A 21,934-nucleotide genomic window follows, 5' to 3' on the forward strand; every position below is an offset into this window, starting at 1 on the left:
CCCTAACCCTCCCCCTCAAGGGGGGAGGGGATTTGTTTGGTAGTCCCACATCGAATAGTTGGTAGCCAATGCGCCCTTCCCTGTTAGCCCCACTCTTTGCTCCGGCGCGCAGCCTTAAGGGCGTCGGACCGCGCATCGAGGGGCTGCTGAACAAGCTTGTCGCGCCGCGTAACCAATCCGCCCATGCCCGCGTCATCGATGTCCTCTGGCATCTGCCGCAAGGCGTGATCGACCGGACGCTGACGCCGAGGATCGCCGACGCCCGCATCGGTGAGCTCGCGACGCTGGAAGTGACCGTGACCGAGCATCGAGGAGGCGGTCGCCGACGAGGCTTTGGCACTCCGTACCGCGTGCTGGTGGAGGATGCTTCGGGTGCGCTCGAGCTCGTCTATTTCAATGCCGATCCGGCCTATCTCAAGCGGTTGTTGCCGGAAGGAAGCCGGAGGCTGATCTCAGGCAGGCTCGAATCCTATGACGGCTGGCTGCAGATGCCGCATCCGGATCACGTGGTCGCGGTGGATGCCGGGAACGGCGCAGCAAAGCTGCCGCTGCTCGAGCCGGTGTATCCGCTCACGGCCGGCCTCACCAACACGACCTTGCGCAAGATCGTCGCCCAGGCGTTTGAGCGCCTGCCGGTCCTCCCCGAATGGATCGATGCAGCTTGGCGCGAGCGGAATACCTGGCCGGACTTCGCCGATGCGCTCCGCCGCATGCATGAACCTCAGAGCGCATCCGATCTCGAACTCTCGGCGCCGGCGCGGACGCGGCTTGCCTATGACGAGCTTTTCGCCAATCAGCTCGCGCTCGCCGTGATCAGGCAGCGTCTGCGCCGCAGCGCCGGGCGGCGGCTAGCCGCTCCGGGAAAGCTGCGCCGGGCCATCCTGACGAGGCTTCCCTTCAAGCTCACGGGCGCGCAAGCCCGGGCGCTTGCGGAAATCGACGCCGATCTCGCCGATCCCCACCGCATGTTGCGGCTCCTGCAGGGCGATGTCGGCAGCGGCAAGACCGTGGTGGCGCTGCTCGCCATGGCGACCGCGGTCGAGGCCGGAGCGCAAGCAGCCTTCATGGCGCCGACAGAGCTGCTCGCCCGCCAGCACCTCAAGACGATCGGCAGCTTCGCTCAGTCGGCCGGCCTTCGCATCGCCCTCCTCTCCGGCCGCGAGAAGGGCGCGGAGCGCAAGGAGATTCTTGCAGCGCTTGCCGAGGGACGTATCGACATCCTGATCGGCACCCATGCGCTGTTCCAGGAGCCTGTCGCGTTCCGCGATCTCGCTTTTGTGGTGATCGACGAGCAGCACCGTTTTGGCGTGCATCAGAGGCTCGCGCTGCAAGCGAAGGGCACCGGGCGCGGCGCCGAACTCCTGGTGATGACGGCGACGCCAATCCCGCGCACGCTGCTGCTCACGAGCTATGGCGACATGGACGTATCGCGCCTCGACCAGAAGCCCCCGGGGCGGAAGCCAGTCCAGACCAGCGTCATGCCGGACGAGCGGCTCGCAGAGTTGGTCGATCAACTCGAACGGCCCATCGCCAATGGCGCGCAGATCTATTGGGTCTGTCCGCTGGTCGCGGAGTCCGAGGTCCTGGACATTGCCGCCGCCGAGGAACGCTACGCCGATCTCAAGAAGCGCTTCGGTGACAAAGTCGGCCTGGTGCATGGGCGACTCTCCGGCAAGGAGAAGGACCGCGTCATGGCGGCGTTCGCCGCAGGCGAACTTTCCATTCTGGTCTCGACCACGGTGATCGAGGTCGGCGTCGACGTGCCGAATGCCAGCATCCTGGTGATCGAGCACGCCGAGCGCTTCGGTCTTGCGCAATTGCACCAGTTGCGGGGCCGCGTCGGCCGCGGCGCGGCGCAGTCCTCCTGCATTCTCCTCTATCGCAAGCCTCTGTCGGAGGCGGCGCAGACGCGGCTCAACGTGATGAAGAGCACCGAGGACGGCTTCGTCATCGCCGAGGAGGATTTGCGCTTGCGCGGCGGCGGCGAGGTGCTCGGTACGCGGCAGAGCGGGTTGCCGGAATTTCGCGTGGCGCGGCTGCCTGAAGACGAAGCGCTGCTGCAGGCGGCGCGCGACGAGGCGCGGCTGGTGCTGACCCGCGACTCCGACCTCACCGGCCCGCGCGCGGAAGTGTTGAAGCTGCTGCTCTACCTGTTCGAGCGCGACGATGCGATCAAACTGATGCGCGCCGGGTGAATGCGCCGGGACTCATATTTCCGCGTCATCGCCGGGCTTGACCCGGCGGTCCATTCCACTGACGCACAAACTCGCTGAGGCGGAACGGCATGGATGCCCGGATCAAGTCCGGGCATGACGAACGAGAAGCGCGAGGCAATCAAACCACCGGCTCTTCCTCATGCACGGGCTTCGGCTTGCGCTTGGCGAGCTCGCGCAAACGCTCCTGCTGGTCAGGCGCGACCAGACCCGCCGACACCACGAGCTTGGCCGCGTCTTCCACTGACAGGTCGAGCGGAATCACCTCGCTTGCCTGAACGAAGATGATGAAGCCGGTGGTCGGGTTCGGGCCGTTCGGCATGAACACGGTGATCATCGGATTGCCGTCGCCGATCTTCTCGTCGACCTCGAGCGGCGGCTCGCCGGCAAGAAACACGATGGCATACAGTCCTCGCCGCGGAAACTCGATCAGTCCGACGCGCTTGAACGATCCGCCATTCTTGGACAGCACCGTCTCGAAGATCTGCTTCAAGGTGCGGTAGACGCTGCGCACGATCGGCATGCGGGCGAGCATCATCTCGCTGTAGCTGACCAGCGTGCGGCCGAACAGATTGGCGGTGAGCGCGCCGACCACCATCACGCCGGTGATGCCGAGGATCAGCCCTACGCCCGGCACGCTGAACGGGAGATAATGCTCGGGCAAATATTGCGGCGGGACGATCGGTTTTACCCAAGCGTCGACGAGATTGATGAACCACCAGACCACGTAGACAGTGATGGCGACCGGACCGACCACGATGAGGCCGGTCAGGAAATAACCGCGCAAACGCGCCCCAAGATGCGACGAGCCAGGCTCCTCGCCGGCGACAAGTTGCCGGAGCGGCTCCCCGTGTTCGGACGGTTTTGTTCTTGGTGCCGGCTTTGGATCTGTGGACGTGTTCATGCGTGTTCGGGCGAGTCGATGCTGGACGCCGGATAACATTATACGCTGGCTGGATGCTACCCCTACGACATTCGCCCGCGCTTTGCTGTGCGCGGGATCGACGCGTGACGCGCTACTCAGGGTCTAGGGGTTGACGAGAAAGCAATCGACTCCGCTTCGCTTCAGGGCGTTGCACAGCTTAAGGCTTTCCGCCTTGTCCGGGAAGGGTCCGATCTGGAGGCGATAGAACGTGCCGAGATTGCCCATGTCGGTCTTCTCGACGCGCGGCTGGAGGCTCGCGAGTTGCTGGTTCTGCTTAACGACGGTTTTCCACAACGCGCTCGCTTCGGCTTCAGAGCGGGTCGGGCTCAGTTGCAGCAGATAGTTTCCACCACCGCCTGAAGGCACCGGCGCGGCGGGGCTTGCCGTCGCCACGCGGGTTCCGGGCCCCGCACCCGCCTCGGCTTGAGTTTGCGTAGTCCAGGCCGACGGCACTGCGGCGGCGGTTGCCTTTGGAGGGCTCTGAGGGGCTGGCGCCAGCGCCGGCTCGGGTGCGGATTCGCCCGAAGGGCCTCTGACCGATCCCCACCAGCGGGACAGACGATTGCCGCTCTGAGGTGGTGCAGCAGGCGCTTCTCCTTGGGTGGTGGTCCAGGAGCTCGGATTTGCCGCCTGAGTGTTGCGCGCGGCCGGCGCTGGTGGCAGCGGAGCGTCCTGCGAGGCCGAGGCGACCGTGCTCGTCCGCCCGCTCTCCCTACGCACCTCCGTGGCGAAGGGGGAGATGGAACCGGCGTCGCTGCCGGCGCCGCCTTTGCTCGCGATCAGCTTCTCGACCTCGCCGCTGCTGCCGCTCTTCCGCGCGGAGGCAAGTTCCGCATCGGCTTGCGTCTTGAGGCCCGCGGCCTGGTAGGCGAGGCTTCGGTTGACCAGCGCCACGGTGCGCTCGGAGGACGACAGCCCGAGCCACATGGCGGCGCCGAGATCGGCGATGGCGCGGGTGTGCTGACCGAGCTTCTGATAGGCGAGGCCGCGGAAATAGAGCGCCTTGGCGGCGTCGGCGGGAGCCACCTTGTCGCCCTGCAGCACTCCAGTCATCAGCCGCACGGTAGAATCGTATTTGCCGGCGGCGAAGGTGGCGGCGCCGCCGCTCAAAGACCCCTCTTGGGCCTGCGCCTGCGTCAGGAAACCAAGGCCCCCAACGGCAATCAGCGCGCTCAACAGGATGAGACGCCGACGGGGGCGCTTGCCTGAGTTCGGGTCGCGCAGGAGGGGGCGTTTCCGATGAACCGCCATTTCCTTGCTCAAACAAAGAAATCAGGCAAATCCGAGGCCCATAGCCTATTCCACCGTCACGGATTTTGCCAGGTTTCTCGGCTGATCGACGTCGGTGCCCATGAACACCGCCGTGTGGTAGGCGATAAGCTGAACCGGCACGGCGTAGACCAGCGGCGTCACGAAGCGGTGCAGCGGCGGCACGGCCAAATGGGTGTGGATGGCGCAGCCGACGCTTGCCGCATCGGCATCGCTGACCAGCACGATCTGGCCGCCGCGCGCCGCGACTTCCTGCATGTTCGACACGGTCTTCTCGAACAGCTCGTCGCGCGGCGCGATGACGATGACCGGCATGTTCTCGTCGATCAGCGCGATCGGCCCGTGCTTCAGCTCGCCGGCGGCATAGCCCTCCGCGTGGATATAGGAGATTTCTTTCAGCTTGAGCGCGCCCTCGAGCGCGATCGGGTAACTCTGGCCGCGTCCGAGATAAAGCACGTCGCGGGCGCGCTGGAGGCGAAGGGCGAGCGTCTCGTAGGGCTTCTCGTCTCTGAGCACGGTCGCCATGTGGCGGGGAACTTCGGCGAGCGCCTGCACGAGCTCGGCCTCGAGCGCCTCATCGATGACCCCCCTCGCCTTGCCGGCAACGATGGCGAGGCAGGCAAGCGCGGTGAGCTGGCAGGTGAAGGCCTTGGTCGAGGCGACGCCGATCTCGGGGCCTGCAAGCGTCGGAATGATCGCATCCGATTCCCGCGCGATGGAGGATTCGCGCACGTTGACGATGGAGAGCACGCTCTGGCCAAGCTCGCGGCAGTGGCGGAGGGTGGCGAGCGTGTCGGCCGTCTCGCCGGACTGCGAGATGAACAGAGCGGCGCCGCCAGGCTCCAAGCCGCCCTGGCGGTAGCGCATCTCGGAGGCGATATCGACGTCGACGGGGAGATGAGCCCAGCGCTCGAACCAATATTTGGCGACGAGCCCGGCATAGAACGCCGTGCCGCAGGCCGAGATGGCGAGCCGGTTGAGCTTGGCAAAGTCGAAGGGGAGCTTTGGCGCCTCGACTCGGGCCAGGGACAAATCGACGGTGCTGGCAAGCGTATGACCCACCACCTCAGGCTGCTCGTGGATCTCCTTGGCCATGAAATGGCGGTGGTTGCCCTTGTCGACCAAGAGCGCCGTGGCCAGCGAGCGGGCGATGGGACGCTGCACCGCGTTGCCGCTCCGGTCGCGGATGGCCACCCCTTCGCGGGTCAGCACCGCCCAGTCGCCGTCCTCGAGATAGCAGACCTCGTCGGTGAAGGGGGCAAGCGCCAGCGCATCGGAGCCGACGAACATCTCGCCCTTGCCATAGCCGATGGCGAGGGGGCTCCCCTGGCGGGCCACGATCATCAAATCGTTGTAGCCGCGGAAGATCATGGCGAGGGCAAAGGCGCCTTCGAGCCGCTGTAGCGCGTGATAGACCGCGCGCACCGGATCGTTGCCGGCCCGGAGCTCGCGGGTGATGAGGTGGGCGATCACCTCGGTATCGGTGTCGCTGCTGAAGGCGGCGCCTGCGGCGGCCAGCTCCTCCTTCAGCTCGCGATAATTCTCGATAATGCCGTTATGCACGACCGACACATCGTCGGTCATATGGGGATGGGCATTTGCCTCCGTCGGCTTGCCGTGGGTCGCCCAACGGGTGTGACCGATGCCGGTCTCGCCGAGCAGTGGGGACGATTTCAGCCGCGCCTCGAGATTGCGCAGCTTGCCTTCGGCACGGCGGCGGCCGAGCGTGCCGTTCTCCACGGTGGCCACGCCGGCTGAGTCGTAGCCGCGATATTCAAGCCGCTTCAGCGCATCGACGAGCTGGCCAGCGACCGGCCCTTTGCCGAGGACGCCAACAATGCCGCACATCAGCCTAACTCCGATTCCTTAGTCTCACGCTTACCTACCTAAGAGGCAAAAGCGGCGGCAATTCATATGCTGTAACCCTTTATTTCCTCGTCTGCCGCTTGCGAAACCGGGCCGCCCAGCCTGGGCGCTCCTCCTGCGGGGAGCGGGTGAGCGCAAGAGCATCCGGGGGCACGTCCTTGGAGATGACGCTGCCCGAGCCGACATAGGCGCCCTCCCCGATCTTGACCGGCGCCACCAGCGAGCTGTTGGAGCCGATAAAGGCACCGGCGCCGATCTCGGTGCGATGCTTGGCGATGCCGTCGTAGTTGCAGGTGATGGTGCCCGCGCCGACATTGGCGCGCGCGCCGATGCTGGTATCGCCGATATAGGTGAGATGGTTCACCTTGGCACCTTCGGCGAGCTGCGACTTTTTGATCTCGACGAAATTGCCGACCTTGGTGTCAGGGCCGAGATCGGCGCCCGGTCTCAGCCTCGCATAGGGACCGACTTCCGCGCATGGTCCGATATGCGCCTCGACGAAGTGGCAGAAGCTATGAATGATAGCGCCGTCCTCGATGACCACGCCGGGGCCGAAAAACACGTTCGGCTCGACGATCACGTCCCTGCCGATCCTGGTGTCATGGCTGAGAAACACCGTCTCTGGCGCGACGAGCGTCGCTCCTTCGGCCATGACCTTGTCGCGCAGGCGGCCTTGCATGGCGGCTTCGGCTTGGGCCAACTCGGCGCGGGAGTTGACGCCGAGAACCTCGTCGGCCTGCCCACGCAGCATGCGCGTGTCGAGCCCGCCGGCGCGTGCCAGCGCCACCGCGTCGGTAAGATAGAACTCGCCCTTGGCGTTGGCGTTGCCGATGCGGGCAAGAAGATCGGTGAGCGTCTTGCCGCTGCTAAATCCCATGATCCCCGAATTGCACAGAGTGATCGCGCGCTCTTCTGCGCTCGCGTCCTTCTCCTCGCGGATGCCAATCAGAGTCCCGCTCTCGTCCAGCAGCAGCCGGCCGTAACCGGTAGGCTCCTGCGCCTCGAACCCGATCACCACGAGATCGGCACCCTCGGCAAGCGCGGCACGAAGCCGGCCTATCGTCTCTCCGCGCAGCAGCGGGGTGTCCCCGTAGAGAATGATCACCGGACCGGCGATACCGGCGAAGGCGTCTTGCGCCGCCTTGACCGCGTCGGCGGTGCCACGCTGTTCCGGCTGCACGAAGACCGGGAGGGCGGGATCGAGGCCGCGGGCGGCGCTCGCAACCTCGTCCATACCGGGTCCCACGACCACGCAGATCTCTTCGACAGAGGCGGACTTGGCGGCAGCCAGCACGTGGACGAGCAGCGGTGCCCCGGCAAGCGCGTGCATCACCTTGGGGATGTCGGACTTCATCCTGGTGCCCTTGCCGGCGGCAAGGACGATGGCGAGAACCGAATTCTGCGTCATGCCTCTTCGATCACCGATCTGGCCCGCCCGAGTCCCCTTTCGCTGGGGTCAAATCGCGGGCGCCAGGCCGCCTTCCGCGACCTGTCTAATGGAAAGAGAGTGCGAGAGCCATAAGCCGAGATAGCACGACAAGATTACGCGGAAATTGACCAGGAAGGCGAAGCGAGTAATCTTCTCGCTCCCGGCCGGCCGGGCACGCAGCAGAGCCACATTGCCGGCGCTTTTCGGCGTAGAGTCACGGGTATAGGGAGGCCTCAAGACCCATGGCCGTCAAGGATCGCCGGAGCGGAGGACGCAACTGGGTGCCCGGGCTGTTCGCCGCCTTCTGGATACTGCTTGCCGTTTTCTCCGCGGCCTACCTCTTCCGCATCGTCACCGAGCCTCGGTCGCAAACGGCCGACTCCGCCGCAGCCAATCCCGCGCCTCCGTCCGCGACCTCACCTGAACCCCCGGCCCCACCTGCCTCGCCTTCGTCGCTGTCGGCGGACCAGGCTGAAGCCTTGATCCAAGCGAGTGACGCCAAGGACAGGGAGATCGGCGAGCTTAAGACGGTGGTGCAAAACCTGTCAGGCCAAGTCATTGAGCTCAGCAACCGGCTGAAGCCGCTGGAAAAGGTGCTGGGCCCGGTGGCGGCGCTGCCAAGCTCCACCGCCGTCACCACCTCGCCGCCTGCGCCCGATGGGATGAGAGCGGCGGAGAGGCCGCCGGAGCCGCCCAGGCCTTCGGTCGCCGTGGCGCCACCATCGCCTCCCCCTGTCGAATCCAAGCCGGCGAGCCAGCCAAAGCCGACTGAGAGCGTGGCGGAAGCGCCGGATGAGGTTGGTCCCGGGCCGAAGCCTTCCGCGGACGATCAGGACCACAAAAGCACGCCGAGCCCGGTCACCGCCGACGAGCCGCCGTCTGAATCGACGGAAACTGCAAATCTCACGCCGCCGTCGACCGCGCCGTCAATTCCGCCAGGCACCACCCGCTTCGGCATCGAGATCGGCAGCGTCGGCAAGCAGGATGACGTCAGGCCGATGTGGAAGAGCTTGCTGACCAACCACGCAGCGCTCGTTGCCGGCCTTCAAGCGCGTCGCGTCATGGCGCCGGACAAGAAGTGGCGGCTGATCGCCGGCCCATTCTCAAGCGCCGCCGAGGCGATGCAGGCCTGCGGGCTGTTCAAGAAGGCCGACATGCCTTGCGAGGCGACCGTCTTCGCCGGCGACGCCTTCTAAGTCCTTTTCCAACCGATTGCTGTGGTGCCGCGCCGACGAAATCCGGTCCTAGAGGTCGTCGGCGTTGAAGGTGTCGCATTGGCGCAGATCGCCGGTCTGGTAACCGCGCTTGAACCAGCGCACGCGCTGGGCTGAAGAACCGTGGGTGAAAGAATCCGGAACGACGTAGCCTTGCGTCTGCTTCTGAATGCGATCGTCGCCAATGGCGCTCGCCGCGTTGAGCGCGCTCTCGATATCGCCAGGCTCGAAGATGTTCTTGGCTTCTTGCGCCTTGTTGGCCCAGACGCCGGCGAAGCAGTCGGCCTGCAATTCGACGCGGACTTGAATGGCGTTTCCTTGCCGCTCGCTCACCCGCTGCCGTGCCGACTCGACCTGATCCATGATGCCGAGCAGCTTCTGCACGTGATGGCCGACCTCATGCGCAATCACGTAAGCCTGGGCGGCGTCGCCCGGTGCGTTGAAGCGGTCTTTCAGCTCCTTGTAGAAGGAGAGGTCGATATAGACCCTCTCATCCTGGGGGCAATAGAACGGGCCCATCTGCGCCATGCCGACGCCGCAGGCCGAGCGGACGCCGCCTGAGAACAGCACGAGCTTCGGATCGCTGTACCTCTGTCCGTACTGAGGAAGCAGGTTGCTCCACACGTCCTCGGTTTCGGCCAGCACCACCGAGACGAACTTCCTGAGGTCGTCTTCGCTTGCACTTCGCGGGCGCTGGAGATCAGGACCCTGGGGCTGCCTGGGAACCGGAAAACCGGTGGTGTCGGGGCGCGATTGCGGCAGCCTGATATCGGGGAAGTTCGCCTCATCGCCGCCAGGTCCGCCGCCCTGCATGATGACGCGGGGGTCGACGCCGAAGAAGAACATCAGGCCGAGCAGAATCAGGAGCCCGACAATGCCGATGCCGCCGCCCCTGGCACCGCCGCCGCTTGGGAAGCGCAGGCCGCCTCCTCCGGGGAACGGTGAACCGAAGCCGCCGCCGCCTTCATCGCGGCGATCCTCGACATTTTCGCTCTCTCTTTCGCCACGCCACCGCATCTTCAGGCCACCTCGACACTTCTTGGCGGACATGCCGGAAGTACCCGTCCATTCTGCATGGCACGGCCTGGCGTACAAGCGCAAGGGGAGCCTCTAAGGCCGCGCGAAACGGCCTCTGGCGATCAACCATGGGGGGTGAGGCGAAACTGCCAAATCATTGTTGTTAAAAGCGAGATTGACAAGGAATCGTCGCAAAAGTGCCATAGGCCCAAGGCATTCTATTGCCCACCCGGTAGTATTTCGTCTGGGTGGTAGTGCGTTCTGTGTAATGCGTACGAGCCTCGGCAATCCCCGCGCCGGGGCTCTTCTTTTTTGGGCACCGGCCAGGGTTGAGGGATTGGCCGATTGCCGTTGCGCGCGATGCCGTCCCCGGCTCGTCCTGATCTATTCCGCAGCTTGCAGGCGCTTCGGCTTGGGCACGGCGATCGCCGCGGCAAGCGCTTCCTCTTCGGCGAGCGTCGCGTGCTTCACGTCGCGGCTGGCAAGATAGGTATAGACCACCGGGATCACGAACAGGGTGAACAGCGTGCCGACCAGAAGTCCGCCGACGATCACCCAGCCGATGTCCTGGCGGCTCTCGGCGCCGGCGCCGGTGGCGAGCGCGAGCGGCACGGCGCCGAGCACCATAGCGCCGGTGGTCATCAGGATCGGGCGCATCCTGAGTGTAGCCGACTCGATCACCGCCTCCTTGACCGGGTGGCCTTGCGCGCGAAGCTGGTTGGCGAACTCCACGATCAAGATGCCATGCTTGGTGATCAGCCCGATCAAAGTGACGAGACCCACCTGGCTGTAGATGTTGAGCGTTCCCCCGCTCCACCACAGCGCAAGCAGCGCGCCGGTGATCGAGAGCGGCACGGTGAGCATGATGATGAAGGGATCCTTGAAGCTCTCGAATTGCGCGGCGAGCACGAGATAGATGAAGGCGAGCGCGAGCAGGAAGGTGAAATAGATGCTCGAGCTCGTCTGCTTGAACTCGCGCGACTGACCGGCGTAGTCGATGCGCGCTGTGGGCGGGAGCACCTCCTCGGCCGCCTTCTCCAGATAGTCGAGGCCTTCGCTCAAGGTGTATCCGGGGGCGAGATGAGAGGTGATCATGGCCGAGCGGAGCTGGTTGAAGTGGTTAAGCTCCTTTGGCGCCACCGACTCCTTTACGGTCATCAGATTCGACAGCGGGATCATGGTGTCGCCGCGCCCGCGCACGTAGATTCGGCGCAGATCCTCCGGATTGCGGCGGTCGATGTCGGCGACCTTCACGATCACGTCGTATTGCTCACCCTCGCGCTTGAAGCGGGTGACTTGGCGTCCGCCGAGCAGGGTCTCGAGCGTGCGCCCCAAGGTCTCGACCTCGACGCCGACCGCGGCAGCTTTGTCGCGGTCGATGTCCACTTCGAGCTGCGGCGAGTTGAGCTTGAGATCGGTATCGACGTTGACCAGGCCCGGATTGTCCGCGGCCTTGTCCAGCATCTTGTCGACCATGACCTGCAATTCGGCATAAGGCCGCGAGGTCTCGATCACCATTTGGATGGGCTTGTCGCGTATGCCCTGCCCAAGCGGCGGCGGGCTGCTCGGGAAGGCGACGACCCCCGGGATCGCCATCATCTGCGGTGCCAAGTCGGAGGCGATTTGCTGCTGGGTGCGGTTGCGCTCGCCCCACGGCTTGAGCTTGAGGAAGGTGGTTCCCTGCGACACGGTGGGCCTGCCGGAGACGACGAAATAGCGCTCGGTTTCCGGGACCTTGGCGAAGATCTCCTCGAGCTTCTTGGCGTAGGTGTCGGTGTACTCGATGGTGGAGCCTTCGGGCGCCTGGATGATGCCGACCAGAAGGCCTTGGTCCTCGGTCGGCGCCAGCTCGGACTTGAGCGCCGAAAACAGGAAATAGCTCGAGCCGGCGACGGAAAGGCCAATCAGCAGGACCAACGGCCTGACCCTCAGAGCCCCGCGCAGCAGGGCGCGGTAGCCTGAGGTGAGCCCGCGCAAACCGCTCTCGATGAAGCGATAGAGCCAGCCGTGATTTTCACTGCGATGAAGCAGCTTCGAGCACATCATGGGCGACAAAGTGAGCGCCACGAAGCCTGACACGATCACAGCGCCGGCGAGCGTCCAGGCGAACTCGGTGAACAACCTGCCGGTATTGCCGGTCATGAAGCCTATCGGGGCGTAGACCGCCGCGAGCGTCAGCGTCATGGCAAGCACGGCAAACCCGATTTCCTTGCTGCCGATCAACGCCGCTTCGACCGGCTCCTCGCCGTCTTCGACATGGCGGTAGATGTTCTCCATCATGACGATGGCGTCGTCGACGACGAGCCCGATGGCCAGCACGAGCGCGAGCAGCGTGAGCGTGTTGATGGAAAAATTGAGCAGATACATCAGCGCAAAGGCGCCGATGAGAGAGACCGGAATGGTGACGAGCGGGATGAGGGTGGCGCGGAAGGAGCGCAGGAAAAGAAATATGATCAGCACCACGAGCGCGATAGCTTCGCCGATGGTCTCGTAGACGTTCTTCACCGACTCGCGGATGAAGATGGATTTGTCGTGGGCGACCTTGGCGATCATGCCGTCGGGCAAGGATGCCAGAATTCCGGGCATCGCCGCCGCAACCTCGTTGGAGACGTCGAGCGGATTGGCGGTCGCCTGCTTCACCACGCCGAGCGCGATGGCAGGCTTGCCGTTGAAGCGGACGATGCGGCGCTCGTCCAGCGGACCAAGCTCGGCATGGCCGACGTCGGACAGGCGAACGAGGTAGCCTTTCACATCCTTGAGGACGAGATCGTCGAATTGCCGGGGCGTCTTGAGGTCGGTCTCGGAGAGCACGGTGAATTCGCGCTGCACGCTCTCGATGCGGCCGGCAGGCACATCGACGTTCTGCTTGCGAAGCGCGTTCTCCACGTCCTGCGGGGTGAGGTTGTAGGCGGCCAGCCGCTCAGGATCGAGCCAGATGCGCATCGAATATTCGCGCTCGCCGAACAGGGTCACCGCGGCCACGCCGCTTAAGGTCTGCAGCTGATCCTTGACGTAGCGGTCGGCGTAATCGGTGATCTCCAGCGCCGAGTGGCGGTCGCTGGAGAAGGCGATGTAAAGGATCGGCTGAGCGTCGGCCTCGATCTTCTGGATTACCGGCTCGTCGATCTCGTCGGGGAGATGTCCCCTCACCCGCGAGGTGCGGTCGCGCACGTCGGCGGCGGCGTCATCGGGATCGCGCTCGAGCTTGAAGCGAATGGTGATCTGGCTCTCTTCCTGGCGGCTGATCGAGGTGAGGTAGTCGATGCCCTCGATGCCTGAAAGCGAGTCCTCGAGCACCTTGGTGACCTGAGTTTCGACGATGGCGGCGCTCGCACCGGGATAGTCGGTGGTAACGGTCACCACAGGCGGGTCGATATTGGGGTATTCGCGCACGCTCAAGCGGCTATAGCCGACGAGGCCGACGAGCGTCACCACGAGGCTCATGACCGTGGCGAACACCGGGCGACGGATCGAGACTTCGGAAAGCTTCACGCCTTGGGCTCCTGCGCCGGAACCACGGTCACCGCCGCGCCGTCGCGGATCTTGAGCTGGCCCGCCGTGATCACGAGCTCGCCGGCGGCCACGCCTTCGACCAGCTCGACGCGGCCTTCGCGCCGCGTGCCGATCGAGACCCTGGAGAGTTGCGCCTTGCCGTCGACCACCTTGAACACGAATTGATCTTCGCCCTTGGGCACGATGGCGGCCTCGGGCACGGTCAGCGCGTCGGGCTTCACTTCGTGGATCAGCGTGACGCGGGCGAACTGGCCAGGCCGGAGCTTCTGATCGTCGTTGGGCACGCGGGCGCGAATGAAGATGGAGCGGCCTTCGATGTCCACGCGTGGATCGATGGCATACACCTCGCCCTTGAAGGTCTCGTTCGGATAGGCGTCCACCTTGATCTCGATCGACTGCCCGGTGTGAACCGTAGGCAGATATTTTTCCGCTATCTTGAAGTCGACCTTGATCGGGTCGATGGCATCGAGGCCGACCAAAGCCTGCCCCGGGGTGATATATTCGCCGACGCTCACCTGGCGTAGGCCGACGATGCCGGCGAACGGCGCCACGATCTTGGTCTTCGCGATATGGGCCTTGGCGAGCTCCATGGCGGCGTTGGCGACGGCGAGATTGCTCTCGGCTTCGTCCTTGGAGCTCCCGCTTGCGATCTTGCGCGAGAACAGCTCGGACACGCGCTGATTGCTTTGCTCGGCGAGTAGGCGCTTCGCTTCAGCCTGATGCAGTTCGGCCTGGTCGACGGAATCGTCGAGGGTGATGAGCGGCGCACCGCGCTCCACCGGCGTGCCCTCCTTGAAATGAATGTCGATGATACGCCCGGCGATCTCCGAGCTGATCACCACCGATTCATCGGAGCGAAGGCTGCCCACCGCCGTGACCCGTTCGGTGAGCGGTCCTTTGGCGACCGCCGCAGCTTCGACCGCCACCGATTTCGGGGGCGCCTTGTCCGGCTTGGCGGCGACCGGCTTGATGGCTTGCGTGGCAAGCTCTGTCACGCCTGCCATCTCGCTCTTCATGATCTGCTCGGCCGGGCGCCAGAACACGGGGAGAAGCACCATGAAGGCGAGCAGCACGAAGATCAGCGCGAGGCGACGGCCGAGCGAATAGCCTTTTCTGCCGCTTGCCTTTTGCATCAGGGGCGCTCCCCTCGCCAGCCTTTCGCACGGTCCGGTGCGGGCGCCGCCTAAGGCGGGACGCGCGAAGCCCATGGTAAAGTCCCGTCAGAGGTCAAATGACGGGCTGCCGCCCACAGCCTTGCTTGATCAAGGTTACACGCGTGCAACCAGGAGCGCGCCTGCTCGCGAAGCCTGTGCTTCGAGGCGAATAATCTATCACCAATTCGGCAGCAAAGAGACCCTAAGCGCGGCGATTATTGCAGAGCGTTACTAAACATTGCTACCTCCGCCAGACCAGGTTTGGTGGAGGGCTTCTCCCAATCCTCACGCGATCGCGGGTGCTGATGCGGACCGTCTGGGCGATCCTGTTCGAGGATCGCCCAGAGGTAGCCTTGTTTAAGGATTGGTTGGAGGTGCCTGCTCCGGGGCCGGCGCTGGCGCTGGCGTCTCGGGTGCAGGTGCCTCAGGTGCAGGTGCCTCAGGTGCCGGTGGAGCAGCCTCTGGCGCCGGTGCTGGCGGCGCGGCTTCTGGCGCTGGTGCCGGCTCAGGTGCTGGTGCCGGAGGAGGCGTCGGCTCTGGTGCGGGGGCCGGAGCCGGGGCTTCAGCCTTCGGTGGCTCGGGCGCGGGTGCGGGGGCCTCGGCTTTGTGCCCATACATGAAATAGGCAGCAATCACGAGAGCAAGGACGATGCCTCCCAAGACGATAGCGAGGAACGTCCTACCGCCGGCCTGGTTGTCGTTTGCCATATAGTTGTTCTCCCTCTCGAGGGTCGTTGGTCGAGACGAGGCAGAGCCTAACGAGTTATCCACCCTGGGTCGAGGGTTGGTCCCCGGAAATGCGCCAATTTCCGGCGCATATGCACAAGCGAAGGCGCTCCCGCGCTCGTATCAACGGCTTATCGGTCAGTTGGTTGCACGCCGCGATTGAAGACCGGCGTGAGCCCGATGGCGAGGGCGAAGTTCACGAGCACCGAATAGAGCGCGGCATAGCCGGGAACGGTCACGCCGAAGGCCGATAGGGGGTAGACCGAGCTGGCAAAGCCCTGCGTTCCCGCCATGTAGGTGCCGACAGCAAGCCCCGCCGCCCAGCCGATCAGGAGGGCCGGTGCGTTGCAAAAGCGCGTGTACAGGCCAAGTAGGATGGCGGGAAGAAGCTGGATGATCCAAATGCCGCCGAGAAGCTGGAGCTGGATGGCGTAAGCCTGCGGAATGGCCAGGATGAACACCACCGCCCCGATCTTCACCACCAGCGAGACGATCTTGGCCATGTTGGCTTCTTGCGCCTCGGTGCAATCGGGGCGGAGGAACTCCTTGTACAGATTCCGGGTGAAGAGGTTGGCGCAGGCGATGGACATGATCGCCGCAGGCACCAGCGCGCCGATGGCGATGCTGGCAAAGGCGACGCCGACGAACCAGGACGGAAAGGAAGCGAGGAACAGCGCCGGCACGGCAAAGTTGGCCCCATATTGAGTGAAGCCCGCGGCATAGGCGGGATCCTTGTCCACGCCGGCAGCGATGGCCATGTAACCGAGCAGCGCAATCAGCCCCAGAATGAACGAATAGGCCGCGAGGAGTGCCGCGTTGCGCCGGACGACGTTGCCGTCGGACGCGCTCAAGATTCCGGTCATGGAGTGAGGATAGAGGAACAGCGCCAGGGCCGAGCCGAGCGCGAGCGTGGCATAGGCGCTGTAGGAGCCGAGGTTGGCACCTTCCGGCGGGGCGAGGATGAGCTTCTCCTGAGGCACGGCGGCAAAGATCGCCCCGTAGCCGCCGAGCTTAGCCGGAATGACGACAATCGCGGCGAACACCGTGATGAAGATGAGCATGTCCTTGACGATGGCGATGAGCGCCGGAGCCCTGAGGCCGCTGGTATAGGTGAAGGCGGCGAGAATGGTGAAAGCGATGATGAGCGGCAGATGGCCTAGCAGACCGCCCGCAGGAAAACCGAGCGCGCCGATCACCACTTCCATGCCCACGAGCTGTAGCGCAATATAGGGCATGGTGGCGACGATGCCGGTCAGCGCCACGGCAAGTGCCAGCATGCGGCTGCCGAAATGATCGCGGACGAAATCGGCGGCGGTGACGTGCCCGCGCGCATGCGCGATCGCCCATAGCCGGGGAAACACCAGATAGAGAATGGGATAGATCAGGATGGTGTAGGGCACCGCGAAAAAGCCCATCGCCCCCTTGCCGAAGACGAGCGCCGGCACCGCGATGAAGGTGTAGGCGGTGTAGAGGTCGCCGCCGAGCAGGAACCAGGTGACCATGGTGCCGAACCGGCGTCCGCCAAGGCCCCATTCATGCAGCAGGTTGAGGTCGGCTTTGCGCCAGCGCGCCGCGACAAAACCAAGCCAGGTGACGAACAGGAACAGCGCGACGAAGACGATCGTGGCCGGGAGATGCCAACTCAAAGGATATCCCCCGGGGCATCCGTCCGCTCCAAGCGGATTCGGGTGCGCTCGAGCGCATGGGTGATGCGGGTCTCGATCAGATAGACCCCGAGCACAAGCAAGGCGCCGATCAGGATCCAGGCGAGCTGATACCAGTAGAAGAAGGGCACGCCGCCAAGCGCAGGCTCAAGCCGGTTATAGAACGGGACCCACAGCACCGCGAAAAACGGGATGAGGAGGAGAAGGCGCGGCCAATAGCGCTTCAGCCCACCCTCCACCGTTTTGCTTGCCATAGCGCAGTTTCCCCGTGCCCGGTCCCCAAGGACGGCGGGAGCTTACTGAAAGCGCATCGCTTTCGCGATGGCGTAATTTGCGCGTGCCCACGCGCCGCCAAGACGCTGGCTTTGGCCGTGCTTTAAGTTGACCTTTACGGCGACGCACCCATATGGTCGGCCACGGGGAGAGCCCGTAGCTCAGCCGGTAGAGCACTTGACTTTTAATCAAGGGGTCATGGGTTCGAATCCCATCGGGCTCACCAATCAAATCAAAGGGCTCATAGCCTCAAACGCCAAGCGCGAGTCTTGTGCGTCTCGCTTATTGCGGCGCCGGTTCTTGTTTCGGCACGACGGTGGCATCGGGCGCTGCTGGCCGCACCATAGTTTCGTCGGCCGGGGGCTGGCCTGTCAGTTTCGCTTCTAGGGCCTTTTCAGCAAGGTCGATTTGGTGCTGCTCGGCCGCCTGAATCATCTGCCTTCTGGCTGCTTGATATGCGGTGTTGTCCACCGGGGCTCCATCCGAGGTCTTGGCGAAGCCCTGGAGCGAAAGCGGGAAGGCTATGGTTTTTTGCTGCGCGTTCATGGCAGCAACGAACATGCGCTTACCCTTCCGCATTTGATCCAACATTTCTTTGGACAGGTCCATCTCAGCCTGACAGTTCCTAGGAAAACAGACCGCGTATAGCAACTGTCTGGGCTCATCCTCATCGATCTTAATCTGCACGCCAAATGGCATCATCAGCGAATAGGAGGTCGGCATGTTGACGAGTAGCTTTTGCTTATCCTGGCCTTCGATGTTGCGCACGGTGGCGGTTATGACAATCGACCCTGTCTTGGAATCGACACCTTCGTACCTGACCAGGCAAGCCTGCTTGTCGCCAGTCTCCTCATCCTTCTTGCAAATCTTGACCCAGCTGCTTTCGGCACCGCTCCGTACCTCTGTTGGCAAATTTAGGGGTGTCTCTGGTACCTGTTGGGCAGTCGCCAGAGTAATTCCAAATCCCAGCGCAAAGACCGCGAGCAAGACCGACCAACCCAATCGGTTCCATCCAATCCATCTACTCATATCGACCTCTCCACATTTCAGGCGGCCATACCCTAAGCCGCTTCGATCCCCACCGGGGCTTCGGCCTCGGCCGGCGCCCCTTTATTGCTACCCGATATTCGGGGCGGCCTCGCTTTCCCTAGCAAAGTTGCGCGTGAGCCACAGCCATTCCGTCGCCGATGAGCGCTTGGATAGTCCGAGGCTTCGGCTAACGGCTGCAACCGGGGCTCTTGACGTCCGCCGTCGCACTGCCAACGCACTGGCTCGGCGATAGGGTCGTCTCTGACGCTTCTCCTTGCGGTGTCTGAAGGCACCCGCCGAGCGCTACGCTCATCAGGATCAGTAGGGCCAGTGTTACCCTCATGCTCTTTCTCCGCTAGAACTGGAGCCGTCCTCGTTGCACGTCAGGCACCCCATAAGGCGCTGGCCTCGATTATCGATCTCGATCGAATCCTGGTCGCAGTTGTGGCAACGATCCATGCGCTTAGGTTAGCACGGAACGTAGTGGCTTCGGCCGGCGCCCCTTTGTGGTACGACGGACAGGATCGGTCAGGGACGGCGCGGTCTTGTCTGCCCATAAGGATTTGCTTCCGCTGCCCGCCTTTCCTCATTGCACTCTTTGCACAACCCGTCCTCAACAGCTGGAAGCGGGCACTTGCCCGGCCGATGGCCGTGCGCTCCAGATTGGCACTCACACTGTTCTTGCTCTGCCATAGTCTCTAACTCCAAATCAGGAGCCGCGTTTCACCTTCGGCATTATACCCGATCTTGCTGTGGCGCTACCTCGCCAGCATAGATGAATTTCGAGCCAAGGCTATTCAGGCAGCCGTCAGCAAGGCGCCCGAGCTCGAGTGGATTGTGCAAGGCGTCGGCTTCGGCCGGCGCTCTTCCGCGTTTTTGTCTTCGGGTGACGTCCGGGCCACAGCAAAGCGGATTGCCTCCTGCTAATGTGACGGCGGCGCCAACTCTTCCGTTGGCCCAATTTCCTTGGAAGCTTTCGAGCGGTCGTCTCCACAAAGTCGCGCCGCTGAGATTGGTGGCTATCAGTACTCCTAGTGCGTCCAGGCAGTCATGCGGGCCTCTTGTTGTAAGCCGGCCCGCGAATTGCAGGTAGAATCGACGGTGGTCGCGCATGAAAAATGATTACGGGTCCCGCGAAGAGCTCCGCCGCCGGTACGACGCCGCGATTTGGACCTTTTTGAGTATCGCCGCCTCCGCCATCTTTGGCTTCATTCTGTGGCTGGGCTATGCGGTGTTCTTGTAGGCGCTCGACAGGAACGCCCAATCCCCTAACCGGTTGAATGAGCGGGGCCGCTCCGCTGGTTTGGCGGCGTCTGCCAACCTTCCCTGACTTGCGGAGCCTGGGCCCCTCACCCCAGCTAGGGTCAGACTTCTGTTACACAATCCACCCCAGCTCGCGTGGTGTTCGCCGCCTGCCAAGCTCGAGCGAACAACCCATTTGTTGGGGACAGTTGCGGCCGGATCACAGTAACGAAGGCGAGGTAGTCATATGATGGTCGCGACTCGTTTACCCAGGGCCCCGGCGCGGCAGCGCTGGGAGTGGTCACTGTCACTGGGGCGTGCCACGCCAAAAAGGGAGGGTCGAATGGGGACGATCTTGATGATCATGGCCGTGCCATTTTTGTCGGCCACCGGTATTTACAATCCGCAGGTCATGCACCATGGCCGCTGCATCGCCGAGCCAGGCGGTTTTGACGCGCTTTACTGTCCGGCACCTTCGGCACCTCCTCCTCATCGCCCGCACGCCAAGAGGTAGGTTTGGCAGGTGAAGGAAGCGCCGGCTTTCCGGTCTCGCACGCGCATCACTTTAGTGTTGCGCCAGTGCTTGGGGTTCGGATCCTATCGGGCTCACCAATTCCGCCTCATTGTACCCTGACGGCGCCTGCTCCATTGCTGGCGCGTGAGGCTCGTCGGGCGCCTTAACCATCACCACTTTCCGCCGTCGAGCCTTCGACCTTTGCGGGGGTGGCGAAGGGCCGGAAGCGTGGTAGAACCCCTTCTGCAAATCACCAAGGGGGTCCCTGAATGACGAGATCTCGCGCAAGATTGCCTGCCGCCCTGGTCTTGATGTTCTGTTGCGTAGGCTTGGCGCCGTCGGCGGCCTTCGCACAGGCGGGGACCATCACCAAAGGCATGCAGACTTACTGTGTCAACGACTACAAGAAATTCTGCGGCGACTACGGGCTGCAATCGAATGCGCTGAACCTGTGCATGCGCAAGGCGGGCCCTGGCTTGTCCCCGGCCTGCGTGCAAGCTCTGGTCCAAGCCGGAAAGATCTCGCAAGCCGAGGTGGACAAACTGAAGGCAAAAGCGAAAGGGCTCTGACGCTTGGTCAAGCCGCGGCGCACAGCGCCGTTCACCGATCCGCGCTCTATGCGACCAGGAACAAGGAACCCGTGCTCATGAAACGAATTCTCAGTCTCAGCCTGTTTGCTGTCCTCGCGCTCACCGGCAATGCCGCCTTCGCCGAGGATGCTTGCACCAAGATCACCGCGACGGGCCACCCGCAATATCCGGCAATCGCCTACAAGGACGGCGACAACATCGCCGGTGCCGCGCCGATGCTGGTCGAAGCCATCGCCAAGAACCTCAAGGTACCGCTTGAATCGAAATATATGGGGACTTGGGAAGAGGCCCAGGCGGCGGCGCGCGACGGCAAGGCCGACATGATTTTCGGCATCTACTACAACGACGAGCGGGCCACCTACCTCGATTACGTCAAGCCTGCCTTCATGTTCGACGAGGTGGTCGTGTTCGTCGCCAAGGGCAAGGCGTTTACCTACAAAGATGAGAACGACCTGATCGGCAAGAAGGGCGTCACCAACCAGGGCGAGAGCTACGGCAACGATTTCGATGCCTTCATCAAGGACAAGCTGACGGTCGCGCGCGCCGACGGCATCGACGCCGCCTTCAAGGAGCTCTTGGCCGGCAACGCTGACTATGTGATCGCCGGCTATTATTCCGGTCTCGCCGAAGCGGCCAAAGAGGGGGTCAAGGACCAGGTCGAAGCGCTGAGCCCGGCAATCCTCGAGGCCGAGATGTTCGTCGCCTTCTCCAAGAAGTCGCCCTGCCGCTCTTTGGCTCCCGGTTTCAGCCAGGGCATCACCGAGATGACCACCAACGGCACTTTCGACACCATGTTGCAGGACGCGACGAGCGCTTGGGACGCCGCCCAACAGTCAAATAAGTGACAGATCGCAAGTGATAGACTGGCGCCCGGCGCGGAAGAGGGAGTGAGCCATGTCGGTCGAACAGAACAAGACAGTTGCGCGGCGCTTCATCGAGGAAGTGTGGAACGAGGGCCGGTTGGAGGTCGCTGACGAGTTGCTGGCGCCCAACCTCATCAATCACCAGGCGGCCGAGCCGACCCGGGGTCGCGAGGCCTTCAAACAATTCATCGCCGAATTCCGTGCCGCTAACCCGGGAGTCCGCTTCACGATCGAGGACATGCTTGGCGAAGGCGACAAAGTGGCAACCCGCGTGACGATCAAGAGTGGAGCCTCGGGGCACCCTCAGTCCTGGACGGGGATTGGCATCGCTCGCATTGCCGACGGTCAGATCGTGGAGCAGTGGGCCGATACCAATCCGTTTCGCGCGTGAGCTGGATAGCCTGCTTCCGGCAGCACGACCACCAATGCCGGA

The 21,934-nt window shown here is 63.6% G+C and carries 19 protein-coding genes and 1 tRNA gene; 10 read left to right on the plus strand and 10 right to left on the minus strand.

What is annotated here, in order from left to right; all coding sequences use genetic code 11:
• Positions 1-68 precede the first annotated feature (68 nt).
• Entirely contained in the window at positions 69-2,195 is a 2,127-nt protein-coding gene (recG, locus tag ACREC7_RS01165) for an ATP-dependent DNA helicase RecG (RefSeq protein WP_431553853.1), read from the plus strand.
• 139 nt (positions 2,196-2,334) lie between these two features.
• Here recG and ACREC7_RS01170 read toward each other — a convergent pair whose 3' ends face one another.
• The 4 genes from ACREC7_RS01170 to glmU all read right to left on the minus strand — a co-directional run bounded on the left by ACREC7_RS01170 (position 2,335) and on the right by glmU (position 7,681).
• A complete protein-coding gene (locus ACREC7_RS01170; protein WP_431553854.1) occupies positions 2,335-3,117 on the minus strand; it encodes a DUF502 domain-containing protein in 783 nt (260 codons plus the stop codon).
• Between the two features lie 123 nt (positions 3,118-3,240).
• The gene (locus ACREC7_RS01175) at positions 3,241-4,389 is read right to left on the minus strand and encodes an SPOR domain-containing protein (RefSeq protein WP_431553855.1); all 1,149 of its coding nucleotides are present in this window, start codon (positions 4,387-4,389) and stop codon (positions 3,241-3,243) included.
• A 45-nt stretch (positions 4,390-4,434) separates the two neighbouring features.
• Positions 4,435-6,255, minus strand: a complete 1,821-nt coding sequence (glmS, locus tag ACREC7_RS01180) for a glutamine--fructose-6-phosphate transaminase (isomerizing) (RefSeq protein ID WP_431553856.1) — start codon at positions 6,253-6,255, stop codon at positions 4,435-4,437.
• 79 nt (positions 6,256-6,334) lie between these two features.
• Positions 6,335-7,681 carry a bifunctional UDP-N-acetylglucosamine diphosphorylase/glucosamine-1-phosphate N-acetyltransferase GlmU gene (gene glmU, locus ACREC7_RS01185; RefSeq protein WP_431553857.1) on the minus strand — a complete coding sequence of 449 codons (1,347 nt, stop codon included), beginning with the start codon at positions 7,679-7,681 and terminating at the stop codon, positions 6,335-6,337.
• Between the two features lie 263 nt (positions 7,682-7,944).
• Between glmU and ACREC7_RS01190 the strand changes: the two genes are divergently transcribed.
• Positions 7,945-8,898, plus strand: a complete 954-nt coding sequence (locus ACREC7_RS01190) for an SPOR domain-containing protein (RefSeq protein ID WP_431553858.1) — start codon at positions 7,945-7,947, stop codon at positions 8,896-8,898.
• 48 nt (positions 8,899-8,946) lie between these two features.
• Here the strand turns inward: ACREC7_RS01190 and ypfJ are convergent, their stop codons facing one another.
• From ypfJ to ACREC7_RS01205, 3 genes are all read right to left on the minus strand, one after another.
• The gene (gene ypfJ, locus ACREC7_RS01195; RefSeq protein ID WP_431553859.1) at positions 8,947-9,933 is read right to left on the minus strand and encodes a KPN_02809 family neutral zinc metallopeptidase; all 987 of its coding nucleotides are present in this window, start codon (positions 9,931-9,933) and stop codon (positions 8,947-8,949) included.
• A 384-nt stretch (positions 9,934-10,317) separates the two neighbouring features.
• Positions 10,318-13,425: an efflux RND transporter permease subunit gene (locus ACREC7_RS01200; protein WP_431553860.1), complete on the minus strand. Its 3,108-nt coding sequence runs from the start codon at positions 13,423-13,425 to the stop codon at positions 10,318-10,320.
• Positions 13,422-14,579 (minus strand): efflux RND transporter periplasmic adaptor subunit, encoded by a 1,158-nt coding sequence (locus ACREC7_RS01205; protein WP_431553861.1) that lies wholly within the window; start codon positions 14,577-14,579, stop codon positions 13,422-13,424. Before ACREC7_RS01205 ends, ACREC7_RS01200 begins: the two co-directional genes overlap by 4 nt.
• Before the next feature lie 73 nt (positions 14,580-14,652).
• Between ACREC7_RS01205 and ACREC7_RS01210 the strand changes: the two genes are divergently transcribed.
• Positions 14,653-14,835, plus strand: coding sequence for a TetR family transcriptional regulator (locus ACREC7_RS01210; protein ID WP_431553862.1), 183 nt, complete (start codon positions 14,653-14,655; stop codon positions 14,833-14,835).
• Between the two features lie 70 nt (positions 14,836-14,905).
• Positions 14,906-15,220, plus strand: coding sequence for a hypothetical protein (locus ACREC7_RS01215; protein WP_431553863.1), 315 nt, complete (start codon positions 14,906-14,908; stop codon positions 15,218-15,220).
• A 237-nt stretch (positions 15,221-15,457) separates the two neighbouring features.
• On the opposite strand, the gene mctP is transcribed toward ACREC7_RS01215, so the two are convergent.
• Positions 15,458-16,972, minus strand: coding sequence for a monocarboxylate uptake permease MctP (gene mctP / locus ACREC7_RS01220; RefSeq protein ID WP_431553864.1), 1,515 nt, complete (start codon positions 16,970-16,972; stop codon positions 15,458-15,460).
• Positions 16,969-17,244, minus strand: coding sequence for a DUF3311 domain-containing protein (locus ACREC7_RS01225; RefSeq protein ID WP_431553865.1), 276 nt, complete (start codon positions 17,242-17,244; stop codon positions 16,969-16,971). Before ACREC7_RS01225 ends, mctP begins: the two co-directional genes overlap by 4 nt.
• A 169-nt stretch (positions 17,245-17,413) precedes the next feature.
• Here ACREC7_RS01225 and ACREC7_RS01230 point away from each other — a divergent pair.
• Positions 17,414-17,489 (plus strand) — tRNA-Lys (locus ACREC7_RS01230).
• A gap of 56 nt (positions 17,490-17,545) precedes the next feature.
• On the opposite strand, the gene ACREC7_RS01235 is transcribed toward ACREC7_RS01230, so the two are convergent.
• Positions 17,546-18,292, minus strand: a complete 747-nt coding sequence (locus ACREC7_RS01235) for an invasion associated locus B family protein (RefSeq protein ID WP_431553866.1) — start codon at positions 18,290-18,292, stop codon at positions 17,546-17,548.
• Between the two features lie 1,111 nt (positions 18,293-19,403).
• Between ACREC7_RS01235 and ACREC7_RS01240 the strand changes: the two genes are divergently transcribed.
• The 5 genes from ACREC7_RS01240 to ACREC7_RS01260 all read left to right on the plus strand — a co-directional run bounded on the left by ACREC7_RS01240 (position 19,404) and on the right by ACREC7_RS01260 (position 21,892).
• On the plus strand, positions 19,404-19,535 hold the full coding sequence (locus ACREC7_RS01240) for a hypothetical protein (RefSeq protein ID WP_431553867.1): 132 nt from the start codon (positions 19,404-19,406) through the stop codon (positions 19,533-19,535).
• Positions 19,536-19,877: 342 nt separating this feature from the next.
• Positions 19,878-20,048: a hypothetical protein gene (locus ACREC7_RS01245; protein WP_431553868.1), complete on the plus strand. Its 171-nt coding sequence runs from the start codon at positions 19,878-19,880 to the stop codon at positions 20,046-20,048.
• Positions 20,049-20,317: 269 nt separating this feature from the next.
• Positions 20,318-20,617: a hypothetical protein gene (locus tag ACREC7_RS01250; protein WP_431553869.1), complete on the plus strand. Its 300-nt coding sequence runs from the start codon at positions 20,318-20,320 to the stop codon at positions 20,615-20,617.
• A 77-nt stretch (positions 20,618-20,694) separates the two neighbouring features.
• Positions 20,695-21,483 (plus strand): substrate-binding periplasmic protein, encoded by a 789-nt coding sequence (locus ACREC7_RS01255; RefSeq protein WP_431553870.1) that lies wholly within the window; start codon positions 20,695-20,697, stop codon positions 21,481-21,483.
• Between the two features lie 49 nt (positions 21,484-21,532).
• The gene (locus ACREC7_RS01260) at positions 21,533-21,892 is read left to right on the plus strand and encodes an ester cyclase (protein ID WP_431553871.1); all 360 of its coding nucleotides are present in this window, start codon (positions 21,533-21,535) and stop codon (positions 21,890-21,892) included.
• Positions 21,893-21,934 lie beyond the last annotated feature (42 nt).

The sequence above is a fragment of the Methyloceanibacter sp. genome (assembly GCF_050728395.1).
Lineage (GTDB): Bacteria > Pseudomonadota > Alphaproteobacteria > Rhizobiales > Methyloligellaceae > Methyloceanibacter.

Coding starts and splice junctions, on each gene's coding strand:
- ACREC7_RS01250 (WP_431553869.1), top strand. CDS start 20,318: ATGACGAGATCTCGCGCAAGATTGCCTGCCGCCCTGGTCTTGATGTTC.
- ACREC7_RS01225 (WP_431553865.1), bottom strand. CDS start 17,244: ATGGCAAGCAAAACGGTGGAGGGTGGGCTGAAGCGCTATTGGCCGCGC.
- ypfJ (WP_431553859.1), bottom strand. CDS start 9,933: ATGCGGTGGCGTGGCGAAAGAGAGAGCGAAAATGTCGAGGATCGCCGC.
- recG (WP_431553853.1), top strand. CDS start 69: ATGCGCCCTTCCCTGTTAGCCCCACTCTTTGCTCCGGCGCGCAGCCTT.
- ACREC7_RS01235 (WP_431553866.1), bottom strand. CDS start 18,292: ATGAGTAGATGGATTGGATGGAACCGATTGGGTTGGTCGGTCTTGCTC.
- ACREC7_RS01210 (WP_431553862.1), top strand. CDS start 14,653: ATGGTAAAGTCCCGTCAGAGGTCAAATGACGGGCTGCCGCCCACAGCC.
- ACREC7_RS01240 (WP_431553867.1), top strand. CDS start 19,404: ATGAAAAATGATTACGGGTCCCGCGAAGAGCTCCGCCGCCGGTACGAC.
- ACREC7_RS01215 (WP_431553863.1), top strand. CDS start 14,906: ATGCGGACCGTCTGGGCGATCCTGTTCGAGGATCGCCCAGAGGTAGCC.
- ACREC7_RS01260 (WP_431553871.1), top strand. CDS start 21,533: ATGTCGGTCGAACAGAACAAGACAGTTGCGCGGCGCTTCATCGAGGAA.
- ACREC7_RS01190 (WP_431553858.1), top strand. CDS start 7,945: ATGGCCGTCAAGGATCGCCGGAGCGGAGGACGCAACTGGGTGCCCGGG.
- glmS (WP_431553856.1), bottom strand. CDS start 6,255: ATGTGCGGCATTGTTGGCGTCCTCGGCAAAGGGCCGGTCGCTGGCCAG.
- ACREC7_RS01205 (WP_431553861.1), bottom strand. CDS start 14,579: ATGCAAAAGGCAAGCGGCAGAAAAGGCTATTCGCTCGGCCGTCGCCTC.
- ACREC7_RS01245 (WP_431553868.1), top strand. CDS start 19,878: ATGGGGACGATCTTGATGATCATGGCCGTGCCATTTTTGTCGGCCACC.
- glmU (WP_431553857.1), bottom strand. CDS start 7,681: ATGACGCAGAATTCGGTTCTCGCCATCGTCCTTGCCGCCGGCAAGGGC.
- ACREC7_RS01170 (WP_431553854.1), bottom strand. CDS start 3,117: ATGAACACGTCCACAGATCCAAAGCCGGCACCAAGAACAAAACCGTCC.
- ACREC7_RS01255 (WP_431553870.1), top strand. CDS start 20,695: ATGAAACGAATTCTCAGTCTCAGCCTGTTTGCTGTCCTCGCGCTCACC.
- ACREC7_RS01175 (WP_431553855.1), bottom strand. CDS start 4,389: ATGGCGGTTCATCGGAAACGCCCCCTCCTGCGCGACCCGAACTCAGGC.